Source organism: Solwaraspora sp. WMMA2056, assembly GCF_030345095.1.
Lineage (GTDB): Bacteria > Actinomycetota > Actinomycetes > Mycobacteriales > Micromonosporaceae > Micromonospora_E.
Map to the genome: position 1 here is coordinate 5,952,243 of NZ_CP128360.1, position 11,827 is coordinate 5,964,069.

At 72.5% G+C, this 11,827-nt stretch carries 12 protein-coding genes; 4 read left to right on the forward strand and 8 right to left on the reverse strand.

Annotated features, from left to right (window positions below; translation table 11 throughout):
• Positions 1 to 14: 14 nt before the first annotated feature.
• The 3 genes from O7608_RS26960 to rsmD form a co-directional block, all read right to left on the reverse strand.
• Complete coding sequence (locus O7608_RS26960; RefSeq protein WP_289211054.1) at positions 15 to 515, reverse strand: hypothetical protein; 501 nt, start codon at positions 513 to 515, stop codon at positions 15 to 17.
• A gap of 203 nt (positions 516 to 718) precedes the next feature.
• Positions 719 to 1,213 (reverse strand): pantetheine-phosphate adenylyltransferase, encoded by a 495-nt coding sequence (coaD, locus tag O7608_RS26965; RefSeq protein ID WP_289207231.1) that lies wholly within the window; start codon positions 1,211 to 1,213, stop codon positions 719 to 721.
• A complete protein-coding gene (gene rsmD, locus O7608_RS26970) occupies positions 1,210 to 1,773 on the reverse strand; it encodes a 16S rRNA (guanine(966)-N(2))-methyltransferase RsmD (RefSeq protein WP_289207232.1) in 564 nt (187 codons plus the stop codon). Before rsmD ends, coaD begins: the two co-directional genes overlap by 4 nt.
• 392 nt (positions 1,774 to 2,165) lie before the next feature.
• Here rsmD and O7608_RS26975 point away from each other — a divergent pair, with 392 nt between their 5' ends.
• Complete coding sequence (locus tag O7608_RS26975) at positions 2,166 to 3,161, forward strand: PT domain-containing protein (RefSeq protein WP_289207233.1); 996 nt, start codon at positions 2,166 to 2,168, stop codon at positions 3,159 to 3,161.
• 265 nt (positions 3,162 to 3,426) lie between these two features.
• On the opposite strand, the gene recG is transcribed toward O7608_RS26975, so the two are convergent.
• Both recG and O7608_RS26985 read right to left on the reverse strand, forming a co-directional pair.
• On the reverse strand, positions 3,427 to 5,685 hold the full coding sequence (gene recG / locus O7608_RS26980) for an ATP-dependent DNA helicase RecG (protein WP_289207234.1): 2,259 nt from the start codon (positions 5,683 to 5,685) through the stop codon (positions 3,427 to 3,429).
• Positions 5,686 to 5,707: 22 nt separating this feature from the next.
• The gene (locus O7608_RS26985; protein WP_289207235.1) at positions 5,708 to 7,381 is read right to left on the reverse strand and encodes a DAK2 domain-containing protein; all 1,674 of its coding nucleotides are present in this window, start codon (positions 7,379 to 7,381) and stop codon (positions 5,708 to 5,710) included.
• Between the two features lie 231 nt (positions 7,382 to 7,612).
• Between O7608_RS26985 and rpmB the strand changes: the two genes are divergently transcribed.
• Positions 7,613 to 7,807 (forward strand): 50S ribosomal protein L28, encoded by a 195-nt coding sequence (gene rpmB, locus O7608_RS26990; RefSeq protein ID WP_123600473.1) that lies wholly within the window; start codon positions 7,613 to 7,615, stop codon positions 7,805 to 7,807.
• A 126-nt stretch (positions 7,808 to 7,933) separates the two neighbouring features.
• Here rpmB and O7608_RS26995 read toward each other — a convergent pair whose 3' ends face one another.
• Both O7608_RS26995 and O7608_RS27000 read right to left on the reverse strand, forming a co-directional pair.
• Complete coding sequence (locus O7608_RS26995; RefSeq protein WP_502959230.1) at positions 7,934 to 8,419, reverse strand: GNAT family N-acetyltransferase; 486 nt, start codon at positions 8,417 to 8,419, stop codon at positions 7,934 to 7,936.
• Positions 8,420 to 8,558: 139 nt separating this feature from the next.
• Complete coding sequence (locus tag O7608_RS27000) at positions 8,559 to 9,497, reverse strand: thiamine-phosphate kinase (RefSeq protein WP_282226173.1); 939 nt, start codon at positions 9,495 to 9,497, stop codon at positions 8,559 to 8,561.
• Positions 9,498 to 9,609: 112 nt separating this feature from the next.
• On the opposite strand from O7608_RS27000, the gene O7608_RS27005 reads away from it, so the two are divergent.
• Together O7608_RS27005 and O7608_RS27010 are read left to right on the forward strand one after the other, a co-directional pair.
• The gene (locus tag O7608_RS27005) at positions 9,610 to 9,843 is read left to right on the forward strand and encodes an Lrp/AsnC ligand binding domain-containing protein (RefSeq protein ID WP_123600471.1); all 234 of its coding nucleotides are present in this window, start codon (positions 9,610 to 9,612) and stop codon (positions 9,841 to 9,843) included.
• A complete protein-coding gene (locus O7608_RS27010) occupies positions 9,843 to 10,526 on the forward strand; it encodes a DUF3515 domain-containing protein (RefSeq protein ID WP_289207236.1) in 684 nt (227 codons plus the stop codon). Before O7608_RS27005 ends, O7608_RS27010 begins: the two co-directional genes overlap by 1 nt.
• A gap of 61 nt (positions 10,527 to 10,587) precedes the next feature.
• Here O7608_RS27010 and O7608_RS27015 read toward each other — a convergent pair whose 3' ends face one another.
• Positions 10,588 to 11,691, reverse strand: a complete 1,104-nt coding sequence (locus O7608_RS27015) for a D-alanine--D-alanine ligase family protein (protein ID WP_289207237.1) — start codon at positions 11,689 to 11,691, stop codon at positions 10,588 to 10,590.
• Between the last annotated feature and the right edge of the window lie 136 nt (positions 11,692 to 11,827).

Consider the following 11,827-nt stretch of genomic DNA (forward strand, 5'->3'; position numbering starts at 1 on the left):
GCGCGACGACAGGTCTAGAACGGCAGCGGCCGATCACCTTCCTCGCCGCCGGCGAAGGTGCCGATCTCCCGCAGCGCGTGCATCTTGTCGCGGCCGCGTTCGATCGAGGCCAGCGCCCGGGTCAGGAACTGCTCGAAGTTCGCCAGCGCGGTGTCGACGTAGTCGTCGACCTCGGCCCGAAGCCGCTGCGCCTCGGCGCGTGCCTCGGCGACGATGCGGGCGCCCTCGTGCTCGGCGGAGACGGTGATCTCGTTGACCGAGACCAGCCGGGCGTGTTCCGCCTCACCCTCGCTGATGATCCGGTCGGCCTCCCGCTTGCCGGCCTCCATGATCTTGTCCCGCTCCTCCAGCAGCGCGGCGGCCCGTCGGATGTCACCTGGCAGCTCGGCCCGCAACTGGTCAAGCACACCGATCATCTCGGCCCGGTCGAGCATGCAGTTGTTCCGGGACATCGGCACCGCCCGCGCGGTCTCCACCATCGCGATGATCTCATCGATGCGGTCGAACGGATCCACCAGCATCTCACTCCCTGTTGTCGGCGGGTCGACCCAACATGATGTCAAGGCCGGGCCAGGACGTCATCATCGCAACAGCCGGACCGGTCGGCGTTTCGTCAATGATGCGATTCCGGCGCCGGGCGGTCCATCCCCGCCCCCGGCCCGGCGCGTCGCCCGCCCCTCGGCGCGGTCAGCTCGGCGCCGCCGGGCCCACCGGATCGTCAGTTCGGCGCCGCCGGCGGGGTCGTCACCCGGGCGATCAGCCGGTCGTACACCACGTCAGGCAGGTGGGCCGACACGTCGCCACCCCACTTGGCGACCTCCTTGACCAGGCTGGAGGAGAGGAACGAGTACAGCGGGTTCGTCGGCATGAACAGGGTCTCCACGCCGGCCAGGCCGATGTTCATCTGGGCCATCTGCAACTCGTAGTCGAAGTCACTGACCGCGCGCAGCCCCTTGACCACCACCTCGGCCTGCTGGGTCCGACAGAAGTCGACCAGCAGCCCCCGGAACGACGCCACCCGCACGTTGCGGTACGTCGACGTGACCTCGTTGAGCATCGATATCCGTTCATCGATGGTGAACAGCCCCGCCTTGGACTGATTGATCAGCACACCCACGATGACCTCGTCGAACAGCCGGCTGGCCCGGCCGATGATGTCGAGGTGACCGTTGGTGACCGGGTCGAACGAGCCGGGGCACACCGCGCGTCTCATGATCGCCGACCGTACCAAAGCATGGTCTCGCCGTACCGTCGCCCGCGTTCGGCAGTGATGCCTTCCACCCAGCTCAGTGCCGGCCCACGGGTCGACCGCTCGACCACGACCACCGCCTGCGGGGCGAGCCAGCCACCGGTGACCAGGCGGGTCAGCACCGTCTGCAGCTCGGCGTCGGTCACCGCGTACGGCGGGTCGGCGAAGACCACGTCGTAGCCGGGCCCCGCCGGCGGCTCGGCCAGCACGGTGGCGACCTTGGCGGTGACCAACCGGGCGTCGGCGGCGGCGCGCAACGCGGCGATGTTGTCCCGGATGGTGCGGGCCGCGCGCGGCGCCGACTCCACCAGCAGTACGTGGGACGCGCCACGTGACAGCGCCTCCAGCCCCACCGCGCCGCTGCCGGCGTAGAGGTCGGCGACCCGCGCTCCGGCCAGCTCGGTCATCGCGTCGAGTGCACTGAACAACGCTTCCCGTACCCGGTCGGAGGTGGGGCGGGTCTGCTCGCCGGGTGGCGCGGCGATGCGCCGGCCGCCGTACCGGCCCGCGATGATCCGGGTCATGGGCGGCGGACTCCTGCGGCACCGGGTGCGGTCATGTCCCGGACGCTAGCTGATCCTCCGTACCGGCATCGAATCCGACCAGAAAGACACTTTGGAGTCGCTGACCAGCGTCGACAACTGTTGCAGGGGTGACGGTTGAGGCGAGAAAAACTACCCTTGCCGCCAAGGAACAGCACGTTGCGTATATCGATTGTCTCGACTCGACAACATCATCCTTAGCTTGTCCTGTGGGTCACCACGGCACTTCAGGAGCCGCTAAGGTCTGGCGCTGTACCGGTGGGACACGCCGGTCGCACGATGCGGGGAGTCGTCGCACCAGCCACCAGTCAGTAATTTTCCAGCGGGTGGTCCGCCCCTGCACCGTGCCCTGAACCCCTCACTCAGGAGTACGTGTGAACCGTCTGAAGTCTCCGCTTCGGCGCGCCCTGGCCATCGCGGCCGGCGCGACGATCGGCCTGGTCGGCGCGGTGGCCCTGGCCGCCACCCCCGCCAGCGCCCACCACCCCATCCCGGTCGGCCTGCCGGTCTGCAAGACGGCGGATGGCGACTGGAAGATCGTCTGGAAGGTCTGGAACAGCGAGCGGAACCTCGCCGCGACGCTGACCGAGGTCTCGACCGACCCGGCGGAGACCGAGATCACCGGTGAGATCTTCGTCGGCGCGGAACTGCCCACCGGCTCGGACGGGATTCGCGGCGAGCAGATGATCCCGTCCGAGATCACCAACGTGACCCTGACGGTGACCGCCGAGTGGCTCCGCGTCCGACCCCGGAAGACCGAGGTCGTCACGCAGACCGTCACCAGCGCCCCGGTGAAGAAGCCGAAGCTGCTGAAGCTGCTGCCGATGTGTGCCGAGCCGACTCCGAGCCCGACCGTCGAACCGACCGTCGAACCGACCGTCGAACCGACCGTTGAGCCGACCGTCGAACCGAGCAGCGACCCGAGCCCGACCGCGCCGGTCACGCCGGAGCCGACCGAGCCGCCGGTGGTGGAGCCAAGCGAGCCCGAGGGCATCATCGAGTCCACCTGCGACCAGCTGATCTTCACGATCAACAACCCGGAGGACGGCGAGACCGTCACCGTCGACTTCGTGCCGAACGAGGGCGACACGCTCACCGTCACCGTCGGTCCCGGCGAGTCCGGAGTGGCCGAGTTCGACGCGTTCGAGGGCCTTGAGGTCACCCCGGTCGTCGAGGGCTTCGAGGACGAGTCCGAGGCCTTCGCCTGGGAGCTGCCGGAGGACTGTGACACCGGCGGCGAGGGCGGCGGCGAGCTGCCGGTCACCGGTGCCGCCGCAGGCGGGATCGCCGCTGGCGCCGTCGCGCTGCTGGCCCTCGGTGGCGGGCTGTTCTACCTGGCGCGCCGTCGGCGGGTCACCTTCACCGCCTGAGTCCGGCCCACCGGGTCGTGACTGACTGACAGCCACCCCCGCACCACCCCGCGGAAGGGCGCCGACCATCCCCCCGGTCGGCGCCCTTCCGCTTGCCCCGCCCCGGATCGCGAACCTGTCAGGTAGTCCGTGATCGCGACACCCCGCCTTCATGATCGCGACGATCTTGCAATTGTCGATAACATTTGCCCTTTTTGTCCCACGATAAGCGCAAGATCGTCGCGATCATGGGCGGCGGGGCGGTGGTGGGGAGGGTGAAGGCGGGTCAGCCCTTTTCGAGGTACTCGGCGCGTTCGGCGTCGACCAAGGTGTCGACCGAGGCCGCCAGCGCCGGATACCGGTCCAGCTGCGGATCGTCGTCGAGCAGCGTGATCGCCTCGGCCCTGGCCTGCCCGATCAGCTCGGCGTCACGCAGCAGCGACAGCAGCCGCAGATGGGAGCGGCGGCCCGACTGGGTGGCGCCCAGGACGTCGCCTTCGCGGCGCTGCTCCAGGTCAAGCTCGGCCAGGCGGAACCCGTCGGTGGTCGACGCGACCGCGTCCAACCGTTCGCGGGCCGGCGTACCCTCGGCGGCGTCGGTGACCAGCAGGCACAGCCCGGCCGCCGAGCCCCGGCCGACCCGACCGCGCAGCTGGTGCAGCTGCGACACCCCGAACCGGTCGGCGTCCAGCACGATCATCACGGTGGCGTTCGGCACGTTCACCCCGACCTCGACGACCGTCGTGGCGACCAGCACGTCGACGTCACCGGCGGCGAAGGAACGCATCACCGCGTCCTTGGCGTCGGCCGGCAGCCGGCCGTGCAGCATCTCGATCCGCAGCCCGTGCAGCGGCCCCTCAGCCAGCAGCGGCATCACCTCGGTCACCGCCAACGGGGACCGTCGGGCACCGGGGTCGCCGCTGGCGGCGGGATCCTCGCCGGACGGCTCCTCGTCGACGCCGGATCCGCCGGCCCCGGACCCTGCTGCGGCCCCGGACCCTGCGGCGTCGCCGATGCGCGGGCAGACCACGTACGCCTGATGGCCGGCGGCGACCTCCTCACGGACCCGCCGCCAGGCGCGTTCCAGGAATGCCGGCTTCTCTGCGGCCGGCACCACGTGCGAGGCGATCGGCGACCGGCCGCCGGGCAGCTGGGTGAGCGCGGAGACCTCCAGGTCGCCGTAGACGGTCATCGCGACCGTGCGCGGGATCGGGGTCGCGGTCATCACCAGCACGTGCGGCGGCTGCTCGGCCTTGGCCCGCAGCGCGTCCCGTTGCTCCACCCCGAACCGGTGCTGCTCGTCGACGACGACCAGGCCAAGGTCGGCGAAGTCGACGCCCTCGTACAGCAGGGCGTGGGTGCCGATCACGATGCCGGCGCGGCCGGCGCGGACCTCGTCGAGGGCGGCCCGGCGCGCGGCCGCGCCAAGCGAGCCGGTGACCAGCGTCACCCGGGTGCCGGCAGGATCACCGTCCAGCTCGCCGGCCCGGCCCAGCGGGCCCAGGAGTTCCTGGATGCCCCGGTGGTGCTGGGCGGCGAGCACCTCGGTCGGGGCGAGCAGCGCCGCCTGCCCACCGGCGTCGACGACCTGCAGCATCGCCCGTACCGCGCAGACCGTCTTGCCGGAGCCGACCTCGCCCTGCAGCAGCCGGTGCATCGGGTGCGCGGCGGACAGATCGGCGGCGATCTCCTCGCCGATGCGCCGCTGACCGTCGGTCAGCTCGTACGGCAGGCGGGCGTCGAAGGCGGCGAGCAGGCCGGCGTCGGTGCGGGGCCGGGGCCGCGCCGGCCAGTCGGCGGCGCGCAGCTTGCGCTGCACCAACGTCAGCTGTACGGCGAACGCCTCGTCCCACTTGAGTCTCCGGCGGGCCTGGAACAGCTCGACGTCGCTGGCCGGGCGGTGGATCTGCCGCAACGCCGGGTGCAGCCCGAGCAGGTTGCGGCTGGCCCGTACCGCCGCCGGCATCGGATCTTCAGGTGGGGTGAGTACGTCCAGCACGGTGCGGACGCAGCGGGCGATCACCCAGGTCGGTACGGCGGCCGCCGCCGGGTAGACCGGGATCAGCGCCCCGGCGAACTCCTCCACGCCCTCCTCGGCGGCCACCTCGCCGTCGGCGGCACCGTCGCCGAGCAGTACGTACTCGGGGCCGTTGAGTTGGCGTACCCCCCGGAACTCGGTGACCTTGCCGGCGAACAGCCCCCAGCGGCCCGGTTTCAGGTCCCGTTCGCGCCACGCCTGGTTGCCGAAGAAGGTCAACGTGAGGGTGCCGCCGGCGCCGTCCTCGACGACGACTTCGAGCAGTTTGCCGCGCCGTTGGCGCATCGGCCGTACGGTGGTCCGCCGCACCTGGCCCAGGACGGTGACCTGCTCCCCCACCTCCAGCGAGCGGATGTCGGTGTGTTCGCCGCGCTGGTCGTAGCGGCGCGGGAAGTGGTAGAGCAGGTCGCCGACGGTGTGCAGGTCGAGGTGGTCGGCCATCGCCTTGGCGGTCTTCGCGCCGAGGTTGACCGTCAGCGGAGTGTCCATCGTGCATGGCTGCGTCATCCGGCCCCCAACAACAGGTGTGTCATTCGATCCCGACCAGCAGCGGGAAGTGCGGCTGCCCGCCGACGACGGTGTGCACCTCGACGAACGGCCAGTGGCGGGCCAGGTGGGCGGTGAGCGCGTCGGCGAGACCGTCGGGGGCCTGCGCGCCGAGGATCAGGGTGGCCAGCTCCCCGCCGCCGCCGAGCAGCTGGTCGAGCAGGTTGCGGCAGGTGCCGGCCAGGTCGGTGCCGATCAGCAGCACCTCGCCCTCGACCAGGGCGAGGACGTCACCGGGGCGGCAACGGCCGGCGACGGTGAGCGCCTCACGGGCGGCGAAGCAGACCTCGGCGTACCGGCAGGCACCGGCGGCCTCGGCCATCGCGATGACGTCGTCGGCGAAGCGGCGCTGCGGGTCGCGGACCGCGAGCGCGGCGAGGGCCTGCGCCGGTGACCGGGTCGGTACGACGGCGACGGTGACCCCGCCGGATTCGGCCTCGCGGGCGGCGAGGGCGGCGACGGCCTGGGTGTCCGGGTCGTTGGGCAGCACCACGACTTCGGTGGCGCCGGTGGCGCGGACGGCGGCGAGGAGTTCGGCGGTGGACGGGGAGCCGCCGACGGCCACGGCGCCTTCGCCGGTGAACAGGGCGGCGAGGCCGTCGCCGGCGGCGACCACGACCGTGGCGCGGCCGGGCGCGGCCGGCCGCGCGGCTGTGGATGGGGCCGGCGGCGCGACTGTGGTCGGGGCGGGCGGCGCGGTCTGGTCGGCGAAGCGGGTGACCGAGATCTGGTACGGCCGACCGGCGACGACGCCGGCCTCGATGGCGGCACCGATGTCGTCGACGTGCACGTGTACGTTCCATACCGGAGGGTCGTCGCCGCTGCCGACGACGACCAGCGAGTCGCCGATGCCGGCCAGGGTGGCGCGCAGCCGGTCGACGGCGTCGGCGGGCGCTTCGAGCAGGTACTGCACCTCGTAGGCGTACTCGTCGGAACCGGTCTCGCGGGCGGTGACCGGCTCGCGGACGGGGCGCGGCGACGGGTCGGCGGGCGCGGGGCGCGGTGGCGGGTCGACATCGGCGTTGCCGGCGCCGGCCACCACGGCGGCCAGGGCGTCGAGCAGCAGGCACAGGCCCCGGCCACCGGCGTCGACCACGCCGGCGCGGGCCAGCGCCGGCAGCTGGGTCGGGGTGGCGGCGAGGGCGTCGCGGGCGGCCGACGCGGCGGCCCGTACCACGGTGGGAAGGTCGTCGGAGCCGGTCCGGTCGGCGGCCCGCGCGGCCGCGGCTACCACGGTGAGCACGGTTCCCTCGACCGGGCGGGCGACCGCCGCGTAGGCGGCCTCGGCGGCGGCGGTCAGCGCCCCGGCGAGGGCCCGGCCGCGCACCACGGCGGTGTCGGTGAGCGCGTCGGCGATGCCGCGCAGGATCTGCGACACGATCACCCCGGAGTTGCCCCGGGCACCGAGCAGCGCGCCCCGGGCCATCAGCCGCAGCACCCGCCCGTGCGAGGTCTGCTCGCCCTCGGAGGAGTTGTCCAGGTCCAGGGCGAGGGCGTGCTGCGCCGAGGTGAGGGTGAGGACCAGGTTGGTGCCGGTGTCACCGTCGGGCACCGGGTAGACGTTGAGCGCGTCGATCTCGCCCTGGTGGCGGCGCAGGGCGGCCAGCCCATCCGCGCACCACCGCCGGACGGCGGCGGCGTCGAGGATGTCCAGCACGGCGCTGAGCCTACTGGGGCCGGCCGACAGCCGCCGCGAAGACGACGCCGGGGACGACACCGGGCCGGCGCCTTGCCGGTGCCAGGCGCGGGGTGCGGCGCTGGCGGACGTACGGCGTCGGGGGCGATTGGTCGGCGGCCGGGCCGATCGGGTAACCTGAGCAGGTTGTCTGGGCGTACCGTGTCCCAGCGACCGGCGACCTGATGAACGACAAATCCCCAGGAGTATCCCGTGGCTAGCGTGTGCGACGTCTGTGGCAAGGGGCCGGGCTTCGGTCACAACGTGCCGTGGTCGAAGAAGAAGACCAACCGCCGGTGGAACCCGAACATCCAGACGGTGCGCACCCCGGCCGGTGGCGGCAACACCCGCAAGGTGAACGCCTGCACCTCCTGCCTGAAGGCCGGCAAGGTGGTCCGGGGCGCCTGAGCGCGCCACCCGCGATCCGACACTTCCGTAGCCGCCGGACCCACCCGGGTCCGGCGGCTACGTCTGTCACCGACCGAGTCTGTCACCGCCTGACCGGTGCGGGTCGACCGCTCGACGGTGTCCGGGTCACCAGTCGCTGGTGAGCACCCGGCCGAAGGAGAGGCAGCCCGGCGAGTCCCGGTAGTAGCCGAAGTTGGGGATCCGGGCGTACCCGCAGCTGCGGTAGAGCGCGATCGCCTCGGGCTGCTTGTCGCCGCACTCCAGGATGACCCTACGACGGCCCTGGCCGGCGGCGGAGCGTTCGACGGCGGCGAGCAGCGCCCGCGCCACACCCCGGCCACGGGCGGCGTCGGTGACGTACATCCGCTTCAGTTCGGCGTCCTCGCCGGAGGTGCCGTGGCTGCGCCAGCCGGCGCAGCCGACCGCCTGCCCGTCGAGGTGGGCGAGGAGGAACGCCCCGCCGGGCGGGTCGAAGTGGGCCGGGTCGACCGGGGTGTCGTCGCCGCTGCCGCCGTACCGGACACCCAGGTCGGCCAGGGCAGCGGTGACCAGGCGTTGCGCGACGGAGTCGGTGAAGCGGACCCGGCGGATCTCGACGCCGGTGGAGAGCAGTTCAGTCACGGGTAAAGGGTAGTGCGACCGGCGAGCGGTGCCCTCGGCGCACGTCGACGGCGGGCGGTGTCGGCACCGTGCGTCGGCACCGCGTGCCGGCACCGTGCGTCGGCACCGCATGTCGGCACCGCGCGTCGGCTCAGCGGAAGTGCTCCCAGCCGGGGGCGCCCTGGTACGGCTGGCCGTCGATGGTCACCCCGGCACCCTTGACCACGTGGCCGACCCGCCGCCACCCCTTCGGTAGCGGCAGATCCTCGGGGAACGTCGCGGCCAGGGCGTGATCGTCGCCACCGCCGAAGATCCACTGGTACGGGTCGACGCCGAGCGCGTTGGCGGTGTCGCGCATCTGCGGCGGCACCTCGAACGCCTCCCGCCGCAGGTCGATGCCGACCCCGCTGGCGGTGGCGACGTGGCCCAGGTCGGCGATCAGCCCGTCCGAGATGTCGATCATGGCGCTGGCGCCGACGTTCGCGGCGGCCGGACCGGCGGCGTACGGCACCTCGGGGCGTCGATGCGCTTCCACCAGCAGTTTCGGCGACCGGAACCCCCGGGAGAGCACCGTGTAGCCGGCGGCGGCGTAGCCGAGCCGGCCGGCGATGGCCAGCACGTCCCCGGCGTGCGCGCCGCTGCGCAGCACCGGGGCCGCGCCGTGCAGGTCACCGAGGGCGGTCACCGCGATCGTCAACGTCGGGCTGGCCGACATGTCACCGCCGACGACGGCCGCACCGACCTTGGCGGCCTCGTCGGACAGGCCGACGGCCAGGTCCTCGGCCCAGCCGGCGTCGGTCTCCGGCGGGGCGCAGAGCGCCACCAGCAGCGCGGTCGGCACCGCCCCCATCGCGACGATGTCGGCGAGGTTCGCGGCGGCGGCCCGGTGGCCGACGTCGACCGCGCTGGACCAGTCCCGCCGGAAGTGCCGGCCCTCGACGAGCACGTCTGTCGAGGCGACCACCCGGTTGTCGGTGCTGGCCACGACCGCCGCGTCGTCGCCGGGGCCGAGCAGCGTGGCGGCTCCCGGGTGTAGCCGCGCGGTGACCCGGGAGATGAGCCCGAATTCACCCGCCCGTGCCACATTCACCGGTCCACCTCGTTCATCATCGTCTCCACTCGGGCACCGTCATGAATCCGGCCTGCTCCGTACGGTAGTTTCACGTTCGGGCCGCTCCCGGGCGGCGGATAGGAGTCGGGTCGTGGTCCAGGCATACATCCTCATCCAGACCGAGGTCGGAAAGGCACGCGACGTCGCTGACGCGATCGCGGACATCTCCGGCGTGGTCCGGGTGGACGCGGTGACCGGGCCGTACGACGTGGTCGTGCTCACCGAGGCGCATACCGTGGACGAACTCGGGACGATGATAGTCAGCCGGGTCCAGATGGTGCCGGGCATCACCCGCACCCTGACGTGTTCGGTGGTACGACTGTAGTGAACGACCAGCTCAACCCCGCTGCGCCCGACACGGCGGCAGACGACCCGCCGGTCGCGGACCAGCCGGCGACCGGTGGCTCTGCTGCAGGCGGGCCGGACCGGACCACGCGGCAGGCGGCGATCTGGGCCACCGTGGTGGCCCTGCCGTTGACTGTCATCGTGGCGCTTGCCGCGTTCAGCCAGCTCAACCGGGCCGGCTCCGCCGACGGGCAGCCGGCCGGCGCCGACCCGTCGCCTTCGGCGTCGGCGTCCGTCGCGCCGGTGCCGACCACGCCGGTGCAGATGGCCGCCCCCGCCCTGGACGACCGCGCCGAGGTCGTCTGCCGGGCGTTGCTGTCCCAACTTCCCGGTACGCTGCGCGACCTGCGCCAGCGGCTGGTCAGCGACGGGGCCGAGCAGAACGCCGCGTACGGCGAACCACCGATCACCGTCGCCTGCGGGGTGCCGCCGGCCGAGTTCGCCCCGACGGACCTGGTGTACGCGCTCGACGGGGTCTGCTGGCACGCGACCGAGCAGCCCGACGCCACCGTGTGGACCACCGTCGACCGGGAGATTCCGGTGCGGGTGAGCGTGCCCGGGGCGTACGACGAACCGGGCCAGTGGGTGGCCGCGTTCGCCGACACGCTGATCGAGACCGTGCCCAGTGACGCGGACGCCGCCCCGCGCGGCTGCCGCGCCTGATCCGAGTCCGGTCCGGACTGATCCGGGTCCGGCCTAGTCCGGCCGGTGGGTCCGGTCGCGGTCAGCGCAGCCCGGTCCCCCGGTTGAGCGCGGTACGGATCAGCCGGTCCACCAGCTTCGGGTACTCCAGGCCGGCCGCCGACCACATCCGGGGGAACATCGACGTCGGCGTGAAGCCCGGCATCGTGTTGATCTCGTTCAGGTAGATCTGGTTGTCGTCGGTGACGAAGAAGTCGACCCGGGCCAGGCCGGCGCAGTCCAGCGCGGTGAAGGTCCGGCAGGCGTACTCCTGCACCTGCCGGGTGACGTCGGGCGGCAACGCCGCCGGGATGTCGTACTCGCAGGAGTTGTCCAGGTACTTGGCCTCGAAGTCGTAGAACTCGTGGTCGGTGACCACCCGTACCTCGGCCAGCAGCGACGCCTCGGGGCCGCCGCCGGCCTCGCCCTCGATCACCCCGCACTCGACCTCGCGGCCGACGATCGCCGCCTCGACCAGCACCTTCGGGTCGATCTCTCGGGCGGTGGCGACCGCGGCGTCCAGGTCGGCCCAGTCGGAGACCTTGGTGATGCCGTACGACGAACCGGCCCGGGACGGCTTGACGAACACCGGCAGGCCGAGGCGCTCCTTGTCGGCGTCGCTGAGGCTCACCCCGGCGCGCAGCACCGCGTACGGTCCGGTCGGGATGCCCTCGACGGTGGCCAGCTTCTTGGTGAACTCCTTGTCCATCGCGGCGGCCGAGGCGAACACCCCGGCCCCGACGTACGGGATGCCGGCCATCTCCAGCAGCCCCTGGATGGTGCCGTCCTCGCCGTACGCGCCGTGCAGGGCGGGGAAGACGACGTCGACGCCGGCCAGGGCGACCGCTGGGCCGTCGGCCGGGTCGAGCACCATGATCCCGTTGCCGGTCGGGTCGGCGGGCAGCACCACGGCCGCGCCGGACCGGTCGGTGATCTCCGGCAGCTGCCGGTCGGTGATGGCCAGCTGGCTGCCGTCGCCGGTGGTGAGCACCCACCGGCCGGCGCGGGTGATGCCGACCGGGACGATCTCGTACTCGTCGGTGTCCAGGGCGGCGAGGATGCTGCCGGCGCTGACGCAGGAGATCGCGTGCTCGGTGCTGCGGCCGCCGAAGACGATGGCGACGCGGGTCTTCCGTACGCTTGTCACAGGGGTGCCTTTCACTCGCGGCCTTCACACGCGCGCCAGGCACAGTCAGGGGGACGCCCGGCGGTACGCGGGTTCACGTCTTCGCGCTCACGCGGGTGACCCTACTCTGCGTACCGACTCAGCGTGCCCTGACCGG

What these genes read in the sequence shown, in the direction of transcription:
- coaD (WP_289207231.1), bottom strand. Translation starts at nt 1,213, where the DNA reads ATGAGACGCGCGGTGTGCCCCGGCTCGTTCGACCCGGTCACCAACGGT.
- rsmD (WP_289207232.1), bottom strand. Translation starts at nt 1,773, where the DNA reads ATGACCCGGATCATCGCGGGCCGGTACGGCGGCCGGCGCATCGCCGCG.
- recG (WP_289207234.1), bottom strand. Translation starts at nt 5,685, where the DNA reads ATGACGCAGCCATGCACGATGGACACTCCGCTGACGGTCAACCTCGGC.